The 17,167-nt window shown below is 73.3% G+C and carries 13 protein-coding genes; 1 reads left to right on the top strand and 12 read right to left on the bottom strand.

The features are described from left to right. From ACFRCG_RS18170 to ACFRCG_RS18140, 7 genes are all read right to left on the bottom strand, one after another. On the bottom strand, window positions 1-1,146 hold the full coding sequence (locus tag ACFRCG_RS18170; protein WP_380032614.1) for a tryptophan 7-halogenase: 1,146 nt from the start codon (window positions 1,144-1,146) through the stop codon (window positions 1-3). Continuing rightward, window positions 1,143-3,119, bottom strand: a complete 1,977-nt coding sequence (locus tag ACFRCG_RS18165; RefSeq protein ID WP_380032612.1) for a LodA/GoxA family CTQ-dependent oxidase — start codon at window positions 3,117-3,119, stop codon at window positions 1,143-1,145. Before ACFRCG_RS18165 ends, ACFRCG_RS18170 begins: the two co-directional genes overlap by 4 nt. A 217-nt stretch (window positions 3,120-3,336) precedes the next feature. Beyond that, window positions 3,337-3,657 (bottom strand): hypothetical protein, encoded by a 321-nt coding sequence (locus ACFRCG_RS18160; RefSeq protein WP_380032610.1) that lies wholly within the window; start codon window positions 3,655-3,657, stop codon window positions 3,337-3,339. Window positions 3,658-4,059: 402 nt separating this feature from the next. Continuing rightward, entirely contained in the window at window positions 4,060-5,160 is a 1,101-nt protein-coding gene (menC, locus tag ACFRCG_RS18155) for an o-succinylbenzoate synthase (RefSeq protein ID WP_380032608.1), read from the bottom strand. A 43-nt stretch (window positions 5,161-5,203) separates the two neighbouring features. Continuing rightward, a complete protein-coding gene (locus ACFRCG_RS18150) occupies window positions 5,204-6,004 on the bottom strand; it encodes a GNAT family N-acetyltransferase (protein WP_380032607.1) in 801 nt (266 codons plus the stop codon). Further along, on the bottom strand, window positions 6,001-7,092 hold the full coding sequence (locus ACFRCG_RS18145; RefSeq protein ID WP_380032649.1) for a M20 family metallopeptidase: 1,092 nt from the start codon (window positions 7,090-7,092) through the stop codon (window positions 6,001-6,003). Before ACFRCG_RS18145 ends, ACFRCG_RS18150 begins: the two co-directional genes overlap by 4 nt. Window positions 7,093-7,157: 65 nt before the next feature. After that, window positions 7,158-8,195, bottom strand: coding sequence for a dipeptidase (locus ACFRCG_RS18140; protein WP_380032605.1), 1,038 nt, complete (start codon window positions 8,193-8,195; stop codon window positions 7,158-7,160). Between the two features lie 433 nt (window positions 8,196-8,628). On the opposite strand from ACFRCG_RS18140, the gene ACFRCG_RS18135 reads away from it, so the two are divergent. Then, window positions 8,629-9,750, top strand: a complete 1,122-nt coding sequence (locus ACFRCG_RS18135) for an acyl-CoA dehydrogenase family protein (protein WP_380032603.1) — start codon at window positions 8,629-8,631, stop codon at window positions 9,748-9,750. 58 nt (window positions 9,751-9,808) lie between these two features. Here ACFRCG_RS18135 and ACFRCG_RS18130 read toward each other — a convergent pair whose 3' ends face one another. From ACFRCG_RS18130 to ACFRCG_RS18110, 5 genes are read right to left on the bottom strand one after another with little or no spacing between them, the layout of a single operon-like run. Next, window positions 9,809-10,660: a fumarylacetoacetate hydrolase family protein gene (locus ACFRCG_RS18130; RefSeq protein WP_380032601.1), complete on the bottom strand. Its 852-nt coding sequence runs from the start codon at window positions 10,658-10,660 to the stop codon at window positions 9,809-9,811. A gap of 8 nt (window positions 10,661-10,668) precedes the next feature. Then, window positions 10,669-11,004 (bottom strand): Dabb family protein, encoded by a 336-nt coding sequence (locus ACFRCG_RS18125; protein ID WP_380032599.1) that lies wholly within the window; start codon window positions 11,002-11,004, stop codon window positions 10,669-10,671. Beyond that, window positions 10,967-14,581 carry an indolepyruvate ferredoxin oxidoreductase family protein gene (locus ACFRCG_RS18120; RefSeq protein WP_380032597.1) on the bottom strand — a complete coding sequence of 1,205 codons (3,615 nt, stop codon included), beginning with the start codon at window positions 14,579-14,581 and terminating at the stop codon, window positions 10,967-10,969. Before ACFRCG_RS18120 ends, ACFRCG_RS18125 begins: the two co-directional genes overlap by 38 nt. Further along, window positions 14,578-15,177, bottom strand: coding sequence for a VOC family protein (locus tag ACFRCG_RS18115; RefSeq protein WP_380032595.1), 600 nt, complete (start codon window positions 15,175-15,177; stop codon window positions 14,578-14,580). The genes ACFRCG_RS18120 and ACFRCG_RS18115 overlap by 4 nt, the downstream gene beginning before the upstream one ends. Window positions 15,178-15,216: 39 nt before the next feature. Next, window positions 15,217-16,956, bottom strand: coding sequence for an FAD-dependent monooxygenase (locus ACFRCG_RS18110; protein ID WP_380032593.1), 1,740 nt, complete (start codon window positions 16,954-16,956; stop codon window positions 15,217-15,219). Window positions 16,957-17,167 lie beyond the last annotated feature (211 nt).

Below are 17,167 nucleotides of genomic sequence, written 5' to 3'. Positions count from 1 at the left end.
TCAGTCAACAACGGCGGCGACCTGGTCCGTCGATCGGCGTCGGCGCCAGAAGGGGCGGTCGGCCCAGCGTTGTTCGGCGGCGTAGGCGTCGCCGTGGTTGCGGCGGTAGGCGTCGAGCAGGGTGGTGACGCGATCCCGGTACACGTCGAGGGCGCCCGGGTCGCCCGCCAGGCTCGCGTGGAGTGCCTCGGCGGCGGTCAGGCCGGTGTACAGGGCGGTGAGGATGCCCTGCGAGGAGAGCGGGTCGAAGGCTACGGCGGCGTCACCGACGGCGATCCAGCCGTCGCCGAAGACACGGTCCAGGTGCGCGCCGTGGGCGGGGGCGCGGCGTGGGGCCAGGTCGCGGGGGAAGGGCACGGCGGCCACTCGGGCCGCGGTGTGGGTGGTCTCGGCGAGGTGGACGCGGAAGGCGACGCCCCTGCCGGCCCCGTGAGTTGGTGCGTCGGCGTCGGTGAAGTAGACGAGCAGGAGTCGGCTGCCGGGGACGAGGGCGGTGTACCACCAGCCGTCGGGGGCCGCTTCGACCAGGGTGCTCGCGTCGGTGTACGACGCGGGGACGTCCGGCAGCGTCACGTGCAGCGCGACCAGTGCGTCCCGGGTCCGGCGGTGGGCGCCGCCGATGCCGGTCGCGATGCTCGCGCGGCGGCCCGTGGCGTCCACGAGCCGGTCGCAGACCGCGACTTCGTGCCGATCGCCGCGCCGCAGCGGTACCGACCACGTGCCGTCGGCACGCCGCGTCGGCGCGCCGACCCGGGTGTGCTCGGCGACCTCCGCGCCCGCCGCCCGGGCGCCCTCGCGCAGCCGTGCGTCGAACAGGGCGCGGTCCAGGTGCCGGCCGGATCCGTACGGGTCGGCGATGCCCGACACCGTGGCCGGGCGCGCCGAACCCCACGCGGACCGCGTGGCATGGCACAACAGGTGGCCCGGCCCCGGTACGTGCCCGGCCACACCCAGGTCGGCCAACAACCGCCCCGCGACCGCCGGCAGCGCCTCGCCGATCGCCGGCGGCCCCGAACCCGCGTCGGCGAGCAGGACCGAACGACCGGCCCGGGCCAGGGTGATCGCGGCCGAGGCGCCGGCCGGACCGCCGCCCGCCACGATCACCTCGTGGCGCCGACGGCCGGGCGGCGCCCCGGCCGCGGTCACCGGGTGTCCAGGTAGGGGTCGATGTTGTCGATGTAGCCCACCGTCACCTCCGCCGCGTCGTGCCCGGTCGCCTCGACCACGGACACCGTCGCCGTCTCGACCTCCATCCGCGCCGGGACGTGCACGTTCACCAGGTTGTGGGTGTCGGCGGCCTGATCGAAGGGCGGCTCGGGCGTCGATTCGACCCGCATCACCTTCGGGAAACGCCCGTCGCCCACGGTGTAGGGGCGGGTCTCGACGATGCCCAGCTTGTACCAGCCGTCCACCATCTGCCGGCGCTGCTCCTGCGGGGTGTTCCCGGTCAGGCCGCGCAACCACACCGCGCGGTGCGTGAAGGCGGCCTCGCGGTCCACCGAGCCGTCGCCGTCCGGGCGGTTGACTTTCTCGTAGTCGCTCTGCTTCAGCACATGGTTCGGCACGCGCGCCGGCCAGAACGTGGGCACGTACGGGTCGTAGCGCGGCCCGAGCCCGGCCTGCGACTCGTATCCGGCCCGACACCCGGCGGTGTCCGTCTGCCACGGCACCGCCATCCAGCGGCTCAGATCGCCCGGGCCCTGCGCGTGCAACGGCCCGTCGGCGGCCAGTGCCTTGTCCGGGGTCAGCGTGTCGCCGTAGTCGGGATCGGGCGCGCCCTCGGCACGCGGCAGGATCCGAAACGGCTCGGCGAACATCGACGCGTGCCGGATCGGCCAGGTCACCTCGATCCCCGGATGGAACGCGTCGGCCACACAGAAGTCCAGTGCGGCCCGATCCAACAACCCGGGCTGCGCGGCCGGCGGCGCGTCCTCCACCCGCGCGGGGTGACCCGGGAACGGCGCCGGATCGAACTCGCCCCGCGACCACGCGAGCAGCAGCCGGTCCTGGGTCGGGGACAACGTCATGTACTGCCGCACCGTGCGCGGCACACTCGCCATCCCGTCCCCGTACAACCACGGCCACGGCATCGGCGACTTGTCGTCGCGGCCGTAGTCGCGCAGCGCCGTGTACACCTGCCGGCGCAACTCGCGATACTTGGCCGCCGGGCTCCCGAGCCGGGCCAGGTTGTCCGGATCGAGGAAGTGCTCCGGACCGGCCCAGCCGAACTGCGCCGCGAACCCCGCGTTGACCCACTGGAGTTCGCAGAACCGGCGCAGGATCGGCTCGATGTGCTCGCCGAAGGAGACCTCGGCCGGGAACGGCAGTCGCCCCGTCGAGACGAACACGTCGAAGAGCAGGTCGTACAGGGTCCGCAGGGTGCGTACCTCGGGCGCGAAGTTCGGCGGCGCGACCACCACCCATGCCGGATCCACCGGGATCGGCATGCCGTCGACGGTGACCATCGCGGTGACCGGCCCGTCGGAGATGTCGTCGTACCAACCGTCGTTGTTGGTGACCGAGTTCAGCGGTGTGTGGTCGGGGGAGCCGGACGTGCCGTGTCCGCCGAGCACCACCAACCGGCCCGCCTCGTCCGCGTGCATCTCGCCCAGCGGCACGTCGACCCGGCCGAGGAAACGACCGCCGGTGAACGGCACGGTCGCGCCGCTCGCCGCGTCGAGGGTCTTGCGGCCGGGATCGATCACCAGTGAACTCCGGTCGGCCACGCGGGGGTTGCGCCGCACCGACGGCTTGGCCGCCGGGTCGCGGGAGTCGGGGATGTCCAGCGGCAGATGGAACTCGTACCAGCCGGCCTTGCGGTTGGCCACGTGCACACCCCAGGTGATCCTGGTGCCCGGGTCGGCGGTGGTCACCTCGCGCACCACCCGGCCGTCGGCGGTGTAGCCGTACAGACGGAACCGGGCCGCCTGCCGCTTGATCGCGCCGTCGGGATCCTTGAACGAACCCGCCGGGGACACCGGCGGGTTCGGCGTCTCGGGACCGAGGAACCAGCCGTCGCGGCGCGTGCTGTTGCCCACACGCGCGATGCCGATGGCCGGGTGGATCCGTAGTCGGACGATCGCATCGCCCGTCCTGCCGCTGCCGTTGCGGTCGCTCACAACACTCCCGTCGCCGTCGTGCGTCCTCGCCGCCGGGACGAACACGCCCACGGGGGTCGGCCGCTCGCCACGACGCGATACTTCTGCCAGTCGCGCGCGCCCCTACACGCTGGCCAACCGCACATACCCGGCGCAAGGCCCAGTCGGGTGACAAACCGGGAATCGGCGCGACCCCGCCCGGGTGTGGGCGGGGCCGCGGGTTCGGCGGCGGCGCGCGTCAGTCGGCCGACAGGCGGGTCACCTCGGTGACTTCCACCAGCCGGCGCAGTCTGGCCTCGACCCGGGCGGCATCGCGCCGATGCACGCTCACCTCCACCATGGCGGCGCCGAGGTCGGTCGAGGTGTAGGTCAGTCGGTGGACGCCGTGGTTGTTGAGGACGGAGGCGACCCGGGCCAGCGAGCCTTGGTGATGGCGCATGCGGGCCACCAGGTGGGCGATCTCCGGGTCGGCGGTTCGGGGCCGGTCCGGTGGGCCGAGCCGTGGGCCGGGTGGGGTGGACCGAGCGACATCGAGGACCTGGGTGCCGTCGTCGACCATGGGTCGCTGTGCTCCTGTCGTGGGTGGGGGGAGGGTGCGCGGTTTCGAGGCGAACCGTCGGAGAAAACAGAAAGACCCCTCGCGAAGCGCGAGAGGTCTGCGTGCGGACGGTGGGCCGCAGGGAATGGTCGTCCTGGTCAGCCCGGTGTCGGCACGCTGTCGGTAATAATCGCCCGACGCCGCATGACATCGAAGTTCGCACACCCGCCACGCCTCGTCCAACGTGTCTCATGATGCGGATGGCGGCCCCGTGCCGGAGCCGGTGGACACGTTCGGCGCCCGATGCGCATGCCGAAGCACCCGGACGATCCGGTCGTCGGATCGGATGGTGATCCGACGACCGGTCGATCGTCCGGGTGCCGCGGGTCGTTCAGCGAGTGCTCGGGGAAGGCTCCCGACGTCTCAGAACTTGATCCACTCGCTGGACGTGGTCACCGAGTCCAGGATGTCCTGGATCGGGTCGATGCCCAGGCCCGGGCCGGTGGGCACGTCGAGGTGTCCGTCGGCGAGTTCGAACGGCGTGGTGATGTCGGTGGCGAAGTAGCGGCGCGAGGCCGACGTGTCGCCGGGGAGCACGAAGCCGGGGAGCGCGGCGAGGGCGACGTTGGCGGCGCGGCCCAGGCCCGTTTCCAACATGCCGCCGCACCAGACCGGCACGCCGTGCGCCACGCACAGGTCGTGGATGGCCTTGGCCTCCAGGTAGCCGCCGACCCGGCCCGGCTTGATGTTGATGATCGAGGCCGCGCCCAGGGTGATCGCGGCGGCGGCGTGCTCGACCGACTCGATCGACTCGTCCAGGCAGACCGGGGTCTTCAACTGCTTGGCCAGCGCTGCGTGTTGCACCAGGTCGTCGTCGGCCAGCGGCTGTTCGATCAACAGCAGGTCGAAGTCGTCCAGCTTGGCCAGCTGCCGGGCGTCGGCCAGCGTGTACGCGGCGTTCGCGTCCACCTGGAGCAGCAGATCGTCGCCGAACCGCTCGCGCACCGCGCGCACCGGCGCCAGGTCCCAGCCCGGCTCGATCTTCAGCTTGATCCGGACATAGCCCTCCTCGACGAACCCGCTCACCGACTCCAGGAGTTCGGGGATCGAGTCCATGATGCCCACGGACACCCCGCACGGCACCCGATCGCGCGACGCGCCCAGGAAGGAGCCGAACGACTCACCGGAGACCCGCAGTTGCGCGTCGAGCACGGCCGTCTCCAGCGCCGCCTTCGCCATCCGGTGGCCCTTGAACGGCTTCATCGCCCGCTTCGCCGCCCGCGCGTCCACCTTTTCCGGCAGCGCGGGGATCAGGAAACGCTTGAGCACGTCGAGCGCGGCGTCCACGTACTCCGAGCTGTACAGCGGCTCGGACATCGCCACACACTCGCCCCAGCCCTCCCCCTCGGGGGTGACCACGCGCACCAGCACGATGTCGCGGGCGGTCTCGACGCCGAAGGAGGTGCGGAACGGCGCGCGCAGCGGCATCGCGATCCGGCGCAGTTCGATTGCGTTGATCTTCATGGTGCCTGGACTCCTGATCGGTTCGAAGTGGTTCGGTGGCAGGTCATGCGACCGGCCCGCGGGTGAGGACGTATCGGGACCGGCCGTGGAAGCCGGTCACCCGGGCGCCGTCGGCGAGCAGCCCGGCCAGCACCTCGCGCAGCGCGAGTCGCCAGTCCCGGGCCGCGGCCGGGTCGGTGTGCCGCAACTTCTCGATGTCCGCCGGGACGCCGACGAGCAGGTCCTCGGCGTCGGTGCGGCCGAGCGAGGGCCGGCCGTCGTGGTCGGTCAGCGCGGCCACCGCGCCGGGCGGCACGACCACCGGGATCGACTCGCGGCGGGCCGCGGCGGCCACGCGCGGTTCGGCCAGGTCCCAGCCGACCATGGCGCGGTCGGTGTCGGTGCCGGCGTTGATCGCGTCGTCCACGGCGCCGTAGAAGTTGGGCAGGTAGGCGTCGATCACACCGCCGAGCTTGGCCAGGTTGAAGTGCGCGTTGCGGGCGATCAGCGGGTCGTACGTCCAGGTGATCCGGTGCAGGCCGCGATCGAGCGCCCAGTCGCGCTGGTGCAGCTTCAGCGCCAGGCCCGCCGCGTGGCCGGGGAGCGCGCCGGTGATGTGCGAGTGCATGGTGCGGGCGATCGGCGCGCCGAAGAAGGCGACCGTCGCGCCGACGAGCCGGCCGTCGGCGTAGGCGCCGGCGACGTAGTTGCCCGCGTGCGACAACGCGCGCATCTGCTCCACGTTGATCGGCGGGTTGTTCGCCGGCGTGCCCCAGATCTCGCAGAACAGCGCGCAGACGGCCTCGAGTTCGTCGAGCTCGTGCAGCTCCCGGATGGCCGGGGCGCTGAGCACGGGGGCGCTCATCGCCGCACCGCGTCGATCAGGCCCGCGAGCAGCGCGGCACGCGGGGCCAGTTCGGCCACGATCACGTGTTCGTGGTCGGCGTGCGCGCCGCCGCCGACGGCGCCCAGGCCGTCGAGGGTGGGGCAGCCGACGCCGGCGGTGAAGTTGCCGTCGGAGGCGCCGCCGACCGCCGCGGAGCGCAGCGGCGGCAGGCCCAGGTGGGCCGCGGTCAGGCCGGCGAGGTCGAACAGCGCGCGCGAGGAAGTGTCCTCCAGCGGCGGGCGGTTGGCGCCGCCCAATACCTCGACCCGGGCACCCGGCACGGTCGTGGGCAGCGCGCGGATCAGCTCGTCGACCCGGTCCTGCGCCTTGCGCGTGGGCACCCGTACATCGACCGTCACCGCCGCGTGCGGCGGCACCGTGTTGGACACCGCGCCCGCCCGCACCACGGTCGGGGTCACCGTGGTGCGCCAGTCGCCTGCCGCCCCCTCGTCGACCACGTCGGCCAGGCCGTCGAGGGCGAGCACCAGGTGCGCGGCCTCGATCGCGGCGTTGATCCCCTTCTCCGGCTCCAGACCGGCGTGCGCGGCCTTGCCGTGCACGACCAGTTCGTACTGCGAGCCGCCCTTGCGCGCGATCTTGAGCGCGCCGCCGTCGGCGGACGCCTCCAGGACGAACGCGGCCGCACAGCCGCGTGCGGCGTCCTCGATCAGCCCCCGCGAGCTGGTCGAGCCGACCTCCTCGTCGCCGGTGATCAGCACGCCGATCCCGTCGAGCGAGTCCAGCGAGGCGAGCGCGTGGAAGATCTGGACCAGGCCGGCCTTCATGTCGAAGCACCCCGGCCCCCGGGCGATCCCGTCGCGCACCGACCACGGATGGGTGGTCAGCGAGCCCATCGGCCACACCGTGTCGTGGTGGCCGACCAGCAATACGCGCGGCGTGCCGAAGATCCACTGGAGGTGGGTCACGCCTTCGAGCACGATCCGGCGCGGCTGGGCGCCGAGTAGGCGCGCGCCCTGCGCGGCGACCACCTCGGCGCTGCGGGCGACCGCGGCGAGGTCGGCGGAGAAGGACTCGCACGTCACCAGCTCGGCCAGATCGGCCAGCATGGCGTCGGTGTCGAAGGCGGAGACGGCGCTCGTGGCGCCGGGTGTGGGGTCGGTCGTCGGGCCGGTCATCGGGCCCGCCCCAACTCGGCGCGGAACAGCCGCTGTACGTTGCCGCCCAAGATCGCCATGATCTCCTTCTCGCCGAGGCCGCGCCGGACCAACGCCTCGGTCAGTGCGGGGAGTTCGGCCGGACCGTCCAGGCCCGGCAAGGTGGTCGAGGTGTCCACGCCGGTGTAGTCGACGCCCTCGCAGCACGGCGGGGTGATGTCGGCCAGCACCTCGCGCAGGAAATCGGGGCCGATCCCGACGTGGTCGATGCCGGCCACGTCGATCACGTGCTCGATGTGGTCGACGACGCGGTCGATGGTCTGCTCGGCGCGCTCGGTGCTCAGGAAGTCCGGCACGAAGTTGACGCACACGACACCGCCCGTGGCGGCCACGCCCCGGATCTGCTCGTCGGTCAGGTTCCGGTGGTGGTCGCACAGCGCCCGGGCCGCCGAGTGGCTGGCGAGCAGCGGGCGGGTGGCCTCCTGCAATACGTGTGCGACGCCGGAGGCGCCCAGGTGGGAGATGTCGAAGACGATGCCGAGCCGCTCCATCTCGCGCAGCGCCTCGACGCCGGCGTGGGTGAGCCGGCTGCCGGTGGCGTCCTCGCCGCTGCCGTCGCCGAGCGGGGAACGTCCCCAGTGCGCGATCGAGGCGACCCGGACGCCGAGGCGGTACAGGGTGCGGAACAGCTCCAGGTCGGCGTCCACGCCGGGGGCGCTCTCCAGGGCCAGGACGAGGGCGATCCGGCCCTCGGCCAGCGCCGCGTCGATGTCGTCGCCGTTCAGGCACAGGCGCACGTCGTCCGGGTTGCCCTCGGCGATGGCGTGCGCGCACTCGACCATACGCAGCGTGCGGCGCAGCGCCCCCTCGGGCCGAAACTGGTCGTCCACGAAGACCGGCAGCACCTGTACGTCCACCCCGCCCTCGCGGAGTTGTGGCAACCACTGCTCACGGAAGAAGCTCGCCCAACGTCCGGGTGGTCGCTCGACCACCGCCATCAACAGGTCGTTGTGCGTATCCGCGACGACGGCGCGGGTGTGCAGGTCGGAACCCATGTCGAATCCTTCCGGTCGGTGTGTCAGCGACGCTAGGCGGCGGCGCGCACCGAGTGCTTCGTCCGAATGACCAATGCTGTCGATGGTTTCCGTAACCGGGCACAAAGCCACGACGACACACCCTCTTCGAACGCTCGCGCACACCTCCGGGTACGGACAAGGGCCCACGGGCAGCGCGGCGAGGGTTCGCGGAGGCGGGGCGGGGGTGGGCGGTGGGTGGGACCGGGGCCGGGGGTGGGTGGGGGCGACAAAGGAGGGGGGTCGGGTTTGTCGTGATGGACGATTTGTGGGTGGGGGCCGGCGCTCTACCGTGCCCACGTGTCCCGGGCTTCCCGGGGTTGGTTCGGGCTGCTCCGGTGCGGGGGGTGTCGTGCGGGTTCGGCGTCCGACCCGGATTTCTGGCCGGGCCGTCCGTCGGCCCTGGGAGGCGCCCGTGCCTGTCGACCGTTTGCTCCCCTCTGATGCCGCCCATGACCTGATCGCGCGCACGCGGGCGTTCGCGGATCGCGAGCTCACGCCTCGGGCCGGCGCCTGTGAGGCCGAGGCGCGCTACCCCACGGGGTTGTTCCGCGCGCTGGGCCGGGCCGGGCTTTCCGGGCTCCCCTACCCCGTGCGCTACGGCGGCGGCGGCCAGCCGTACGAGGTCTACCTCCAGGTCCTGGAGGAGTTGGCCGCGCGCTGGGTGGGGCTCGCCGACGCGGTACACGTGCACACGCTGTCGTGCCTGCCGGCGGCCGTGCACGGCACCGACGCGCAGCGCGAGCAGTGGTTGCCGGGGATGTTCGACGGTGCGCTGATGGGCGGCCACGGCCGTGCCGAGCCGCACGTGGGCGCCGACCCGTCGGCGGTGGCCTGCCGGGCCGAGCGGACCAGGGGCGGTCACCTGATGGTGGGCACCCAGGTCGAGCTGGCGCACGGCGGCCGGGCGCACTTCCACACCGTGTTCGCCCGCACCGGCCCGGCGCGGCCCGACGTCTCGTGCTTCCTGGCGCCCGGCGCCGACGAATACCTCTACTTCGGCCCGCCCGAGCAGTCGCTCGGGCTGCGCGCCTTCCCGACCACCACCGCCTATTGGGACGGCGTGTACCTGGAACCCGAACGGCTGATCGGCGTCCGGGACCGGGGCCTGCGGATCGCGTTCGAGATCCTGGACGCCGGCCGGCTCGGCGCGGCGGCGTGCGCGACCGGACTGGCCCAGGCGGCGCTGGAGATCGCGACGGACCGCGCCGCCCGACCCGACCGCGGGGTCCTGGCCGAATGCGCGGGCGCGATCGATTCGGCCCGAGCGATGTACCTGGACGCCGCCCGCCGCCGTGATGCCGGCCTGTCGTACACCCGCCAGGCGTCGGTGGCCGAACTGGTCGCCGTGGAGGCCGCGATGGAGACGAGCACGACGGCGGTACGGATCCTCGGCGCGGCGGCCGACGAGTTCCCGGTGCACCGCTACGCCCGCGAGGCCGCGACTTTGCACCGCCGTGCGACCCCGGCCGGAACCGGCGGCGCCCCGCGGGCCGCTCGCCGCGACGCCGCCGGGCTGGCCGCGGTGGGCCCCTGATCGACCGGCACACGCCCGACCGGCGGACCCCGCCGGAGCAGGCCACCGGTCGGGGTGGTCACGGCCGGATCGGCGGCGCCGTCATCGGGTTGCGAAGTTCGCCGATGCCCTCGACGTGGCTGACCAGCGTCTCGCCGGGACGCAGGAAGCGCGGCGGCCGACGGACCGCGCCGACCCCGGCGGGGGTGCCCGTGAAGATCAGGTCGCCGGGCAGCAGCGTGCAGTGCGCCGACAACCGGGCGATCAACTCCGGTACGGGGAAGACCATGTCGCGGGTACGGCCGTCCTGGAGCGTGGTGCCGTCGATCGAGCAGCCGAGCCGCAGGTCGTCGGGGTCGGCGAACTCGTCCGGGGTGACGAGCGCCGGGCCGAGCGGGCCGAACCCGGGGCAGGACTTGGCCAGGGACAACTGCGGGATCGGCCCGTCGAACTGCACCGTACGGTCGGACAGGTCCTGACCCACCGTCAGCCCGGCGACATACGCCCAACCGTCCTCGGCGGCGACATCGTGTGCGAAACGGCCGACGACCACGACCAGTTCCACCTCCCAGTCCACCGTCGCCCCGGTCAGCGTCACCGGGTCGTACGGCCCGGTCAGACAACTCGGGAACTTGCCGAACACCACGGGTGAGGCCGGGATCTCGAAGCCCGCCTCGGCGGCGTGGTCGCGATAGTTGGCCCCCACGGCGAACACTTGCCGAGGTCGCCGCACCGGCGCACCCACCCGGGCCCCGTCCACCGGCACGGCCCGTGCCGGGTCCAGGGTGTCCGCCCAGTCCCGCAGCCGGTCCCAGTGCTCGAACGCGGCGTCGGGGTCCGGGGCGAACCGGCCGCCGCTCGTGGTGTGTACGTCGATCGCGCCGGCATCCACCAGGATGTGCAGGCGGTCGTCGATCGTGGCGGTACGCATGGGGCTCCTCACGCCTTCACGGGGGCGGGCCGGCCGACGATCGGATCGTCGTCGGCGAGGGGCAATTGCAGGCGGGTGACCGAGGCGACCATCGTGGCCAGCCGTCGCGACACCGCGAGATGCGCGGGATGCGCGGCGAAGGCGCCCAGGGCCGAGGGGTCCGCGAAGACCGCCGCCATCCCGAAATCGGCGTTGTTCTCCTGGAGTTCCAGGTCGGCGCCGGCCCGGACGAGCAGCACTTCGGGGATGTCGTCCGCGAACCGGCGGACCGACGCGGCGAGTTCCGCGACGTCCTCGGCGCGCACGTCAGGCTTCCACGTCGCGAGTACCAGGTGCAGCAGCATGTTCGGCTCCGGCGGTCGATGGGGTGGGCTCGGCGAGCCGGGCGCGCAGCACCCGGGCCCGCTCGCGGAAGCGGGCCACGCCGGCCAGCTTGATCTGCTCGTATCCGCGTACCGTGTCCGGGAGTTCGCACAGTTCGAGGACCACGTCCCGGGTCTCGGGAGTGAGCCGGTCGAGTGCGTGGCGCACATGCTCGACGTACTCCGTGACCAACTCCCGCTCGGTGCGGCGCACCGCGGCGGGCCCGAACGGGTCGAGCCGGGTGCCGCGCAGCCGACGACCGGCGTACAGCAGGCGAAACAGCGGGGTGCTCCACGGACCCAGGCGGATCTTGCGGTTCATGCCCATGGCCCGAAGCACCGGCGGGTGCAGGTGGATCGCGAACGTCTCGTCGGCGGGCGACCCGGCCAGCCAGGCCAGATGCAGGCGGGCCACCTCGTACTCGTCCTTGTAGGCCATCAACTTGAACAACCCCCGGGCCACCGCCTCGGCCGGCGCGGTGTCGCCCGCGAGCCGCCGGGCCGCCACCGCGTGCGCCCGGGCGACCACGTCGACGTAGCGCCGGGCGTAGTCGGCGTCCTGGTAGGCGATCAGCTCCGGCACCCGGATGGTCAGCAGCCTGCGCAACTCGCCCGAGGCGTCGGCGACCCGGTCGACCAGGGCGGCGGCGACCGCCGTGAGCCGCGGTCGGCCGTCGTGCGATCGGCGCAGCTCACCCACCGCCTCCGGGGCGGCGACCGCCGCGCGACCCCAGCCGAACGCGAGCAGATTACGCTCGGCGGCGGTGCCGTTGCGCCGGAACGCCTCCTCGATCGTGGCCAACGGGACGGGCAGCAGGCCGTGTTGCCAGGCCGCGCCGAGCATGATCACGTTCGCGGGCAGGTGGTCGCCGAAGACCCGCTCGGCGAGATCGCGCGCGTCGATCCGGACGTTGTCCGCCGCCCGCGTGTGTGCGTCGATCACCGCGAGGGCGGCGGTGGGATCGGGCGCGGGCGTGGTGACGTCGGTGGCCATCCGGCCGGTCGGCGCCAGGCCGGTGTCGACCACGGCCACCGTGCGCTCGGGGCTCGCGTTGGCCAGGTTGGCCGCCGCCGCGGCGCCGAGCACGTCGAGGCCGAGCAGCAGATCGACACCACCGGTCGACACGGTTGCCGAGCCGGTCACCGGCGTGGCCGAGATCCGCAGGTCGGACACCACCGGACCGGCCTTTTGGCTCAGCCCGGTCTGGTCCAGCCCGGCGGTGTGCAGACCGGCCAGCGCCGCCGCGGCGCCGAGGACCCGGGCGACGGTGACCACCCCGGTGCCGCCGATGCCGACCAGGCGGATCCGAAGGTCGTCGGTGCCCACGCGCGGCTGCGGGAGCGGCAGTTCCGGCGGCTGGGGCAGCCGACCGGCGGGCGCGGCGGAGGGCCCGGCCGGCCTGGGCGACCCCGCCGACCCGGCCGACCCGGCAGGCCGGGAGCGGCTGCGCCCGGGCCGTATGGTCAGGAACGCCGGGCAGTCGCCGCGCAGACAGGAGAAGTCCTTGGTACAGGAGGACTGGTGGATCCGGGTCTTGCGGCCGAACTCGGTCGGCACCGGCTCGACCGACAGGCAGCCCGACGTGGCGCCGCAGTCGCCGCAGCCCTCGCAGATCGCCTCGTTGATCAGCACCCGCTCGGCCGGATCGGCGAGTTCGCCACGCCTGCGCCCGCGGCGCTTCTCGATCGCGCACAACTGGTCGTGGATCAGCACGGTCACCCCGGACAGCGCGGCCAACTCGCGCTGCACCGCGTCCAGTTCCTCGCGGGGCCGGACCGATGCGATGCGCGCGAGGCGGACTCGCCGATACCGCTTCACGTCCTCGGTGGTGATCACGATCCGGCGCACGCCCTCGGCCTCCAGGAGGCGGGTGATCGCCGGCACCGACAGCCGGCCCTGGGCGGTCTGGCCGCCCGTCATCGCGACGGCGTCGTTGTACAGCAGCTTGTAGGTGATGTTCACCCCCGCCGACACCGCGGCGCGCACGGCCAGCGAGCCGGAGTGCGCGAACGTGCCGTCGCCGATGTTCTGCACCAGGTGCGGCCGGGCCAGGAACGGCGCCATGCCGATCCAGTGCGCCCCCTCACCACCCATCTGGCTCAGGCCGGTGATCTCGCCATGGTCCTGCGGATTGACCGTGACCATGCCGTGGCAGCCGATGCCCGCGCCGACCAGGGTGCCGGCCGGCACCTTCGTCGAAATGTTGTGCGGGCAGCCCGAACAGAAGAACGGGGTGCGCTGCTCCACCAGCGGCAGCAGCGTGCGCCGGGCGGCGGGGACCGGGTCGCCGCCGGCACGTGGGTCGGGCAGATCGTGGTGCGCGAGCAGCCGGGCGGTGAGCACCCGGGAGACCACGCCCGCGTCCAGCACGCCGGCGAGCGGGACCAGCGCCGCGCCGGCCGGGTCGTGCTTGCCGGTCACCGCCGGGGTGCTCGGCGCGCCGTACAACGCCTCCTTGACCAGCGGCTCCAGGAACGGGCCCTTCTCCTCCAGGACCAGCACCTCGTCGAGGCCGACCGCGAACTCGCGGACCGCCTCCGCGTCGATCGGGTGGATCATGCCCACCTTGAGCACCCGTACCAGCGCGTCCTCGACGCCGAGATGATCCATGGCCTGGCGCAGATCGTGGTAGGCGGTACCGGCGGTGACCACGCCGAGGCGTGCGTCGGGCGCCGGCGAGGTGAGCCGGGTCAGCGCGTGTCGTCGGCCGTACGCGCGGGCCCGGGCGAGCCTGGTCTCGACCAGATCGCGTTCCATGCCGAGCAGTCGTGGGCCGATCATCATCGCGTCGGGCGTGTGTCCGGGCCCGGCCGGCGGCCCGTCGGGCGCGTGCTCGCCGCCCACGTCGACGGTCGCGGTGGCGTCGGCGACCCGGGTGACCACCTTGAGCGCGGTCCACAGGCCCGACTCGCGCGAACACGCGATGGCGTGCCGGCCCAGGTCCAGCAGCTCCTGGATGTCCCCGGCCGAGAACACCGGCACGCCGAGCGCGGCGAGCAGCGCCTCCGAGGCGCCGGGCACGGTGGAGGACTTGGCCGCCGGATCGTCGCCGACCAGCATCAGTACGCCGCCGGCCGGCCCGGTGCCGACCAGGTTGCCGTGCCGGATCGCGTCCGCGGCGCGGTCGACGCCCGGCGACTTGCCGTACCAGACGCCCAGGACCCCGTCGACCGTGCCGTCGTCGTGTCCGGCGGCGAGCTGGCTGCCCGCGACGGCGGTCGCCGCCAACTCCTCGTTGACGCCGGGCCGAAAGACGATCCCCAGTTCGTCGAGGAGCCGGGACTGCCCGGCGAACTCCAGGTCGACGGTGCCCAACGGCGAGCCCTGATAGCCGGATACGTAGGCCCGGGTGTTCGCTCCCGCGGCGGCGTCGGCCCGGCGCTGGTCCAGGATCAGCCGGACCAGGGCCTGCACGCCGGACAGCAGGACCCGCCCGTCCGGCGTGCCGAACCGGTCGTCGGACGCGCCGCGGTCACCGCGCGCATCGACGCCGGCCGATGGCTTCGGGGCGGTCGGCGCCCCGGGTCGACGCGGCGGGTCGACGAAGATGGCGGTCATTCGGCGGATACCGGTCGGGCGGGTTCGTCGCCGGTCAGCGCGAGCAGCGGGTGGCTGTGTACGGCTCCGGCCGCCGCCCAGGTCCGCGTGGTGAGTTCGGCGATCGGCACACCGCGCTCGAAGTCGGCGAGCAGTCGGTCGGGGTCGAACGCCGGACCGACGGGATCGGCGGTGAACTCGGGTCCGGTGAGGTATGCGGTGGTCTCCTCGGCGCCGGCGAAGTTGTCGATCTGCAACTCGACCGTGTTGCCGTCGGGGTCGCGGTAGTAGAGCGAGGTGGTCGGGCCGTGCGCGACACACACGTGCGGGCGGACACCGGCCGCGCGCAGCACGGCGAACCGGTCCAGCAGGTCGGCCAGGCTTGCGAACGTGTAGGCGGTGTGCGCGAGTCCGACGGTCGTCGGCGTGCGCTCCGCGAACGGGACCGGGGCGGCGATCAGGCCGAGCCGGTGGTGCTCCTCGTCGAAGGTCAGGAAGGTGATCATCGCGGTCTCGTGCACCACATGGGCGTCGAGCGCGCGCACGTACCAGTCGCACATCTCGGCCCTGCGGTTGGTCTGCAACACGGTGTGCGCCAGGCGCAGCTTGGGGGTCATCGTGGTATCCCTCTCGATGGGGTGGACAGCGGTTCGGGTTCAGGGGAAGACGGGATCGGCCGGATCGGGGGCGTCGGCCGGGGCGCCCGCCTCGGTGCGGCCGAGGACGGCGCGCAGTGCCGGGATCAGGTCCGCCACGCCGTCCGGTCCCGCGCCCGGCACACGCAGCGCGACGTGGCCGTCCGGGCGGACCAGCACGCACCCGTGCGGGGTGATCCCCCACACGTGTCGCCAGCCGTCCGCCTCCGCGTCCAGGTCGCCGTCCGCGCCGACCCGAAACGCCGCGATCGGTACGCCGAGCCGACGCGAGGCGACGTCGCCCGCCTCGACCCAGGCCCGCCCCTCGGCACCCGCGAGCAGCACGAACGTGTCCGCCGACAGGTCGACCGTGGCCCGCCGCGCTCCCTCGGGCGTGCGGAACCACGTATGCGGCGCGAGCGCGCCGGGGTGCGCGTCCATCCGGTACTCCGCGACCGTCGAGCGCGGCGCGAGCGTGCCGTCGGGCACCACCGCCGCCGACCGGTAGACGTGCCCGAACGTCTGCCCCTGGAACAGGAAGTGGTCGCGCTGCGCGGGGATCCCCGCGGCCAGCGCGGCGCGCAGGTCCTTCCCGGCGGCGTCCTCGATCGTGGCCAACACCGAGGGATCGGTGAACAGCGCGCCGGTGCCCGCCATCCGCTCCGCGTTGCGCATGCTCTGCGCGGCGTTGACCCGGGCCACCGGCATACGCTCGTCCTCGTAGCCGGCGAGCAGTTCCTCGCCAGCCCACCCCCGCAGCACGGCGGCCAGTTTCCAGGCCAGGTTGTGCGCGTCCTGGATGCCGGTGTTCATCCCGAAGCCGCCGGTGGGCGGGAATCGGTGCGCCGCGTCGCCGACGAGGAAGACCCGGCCGGCCCGGAACCGCTCGGCGATGGCGATTTCCAACTTCCACGGCAGCACGCTGCGCACCGTGACCGCGAGGTCGGGCACGCCGACCGCCTCGCGGAACAGCTCCGCGCAGCGCTCGGGCGGGTAGTCGGCGACGCTCTCCCGCTCCGGGTCGAACGCGAAGTTGTAGGTCCAGCGCCGTTTGCCGTCGAGGGCGATCATCGCGCCCTGCGTCCGGGCGTTGAGGATCCACCACAGCGCGTACGGCCGGCCGCCGGTGTACGGGCCGAGGTCGGCGTCGACATAGGCGTTGAGCAGGTGTCCGACCGGGGCGACCGCGTCGTTCCCGATGCCCACAAGCTCGCGGACCGGGCTGCGGGCCCCGTCGGCGGCCACCACGTAGCGGGCCCGCACCGTCTCCGAACCGCCGTCCGCCGCGCGCCGCACCCGCACGTCGACGCCGGCCGGGGTCTGCCCGAGCCCGGTCGCCTCGACGCCGAAGTCCACTTGTACGCCGAGCCGCCGGGCCGCCGCGAGCAGGATCGGCTCGATCCGGTCCTGTGGGCAGGACACCAGCGCCTCGCTCGAATCGGCGCACAACCGGTCCCACTCGTCGGGCGCGTCGGCCGCGGTGATGCGACCGATCTCGATCCCCGTCAGTCGGGTCACCCACCCGACGCCGATGCCCCGGTCGAGCGGCAGCGCGGCGTCGCGTACCTCGTCGGCGACGCCCCACTGGCGAAACAGCTCCATCGTGCGGGCGTTGACCACGTGCGCCTTGGGGTGGGCGGAGCCGGCCGCCCGGCGCTCGACGACCCGGGTCGAGATGCCCAGTCGCCCCAGCAGCACGCCGGTACTCAGGCCCGCCGGACCGGCGCCCACCACCAGCACGTCCACGTCTGCCACGCTCATCGGCACTCCCCTTGTCCTGGTCACGCGGCGTCGTCGTGCGGCGTCGTCGTGCGGCGCCGAGCGGCGCCGGCCGAGGGGCATCGAGCGGCATCGAGCGCGTCGTCGAGCCACCTCGGCCGGACGTCGTCCGTCGATGTGGCCGCAACGTTAACCAGACTTTGATTTCAAGTCAAAGAGTTGCCGCGGACGACTCCTCGCGGCTCGATATGCT

It is taken from the genome of Embleya sp. NPDC056575, assembly GCF_042793325.1.
GTDB lineage: Bacteria > Actinomycetota > Actinomycetes > Streptomycetales > Streptomycetaceae > Embleya.
This window is presented reverse-complemented; position numbering and strand designations above follow the sequence as displayed.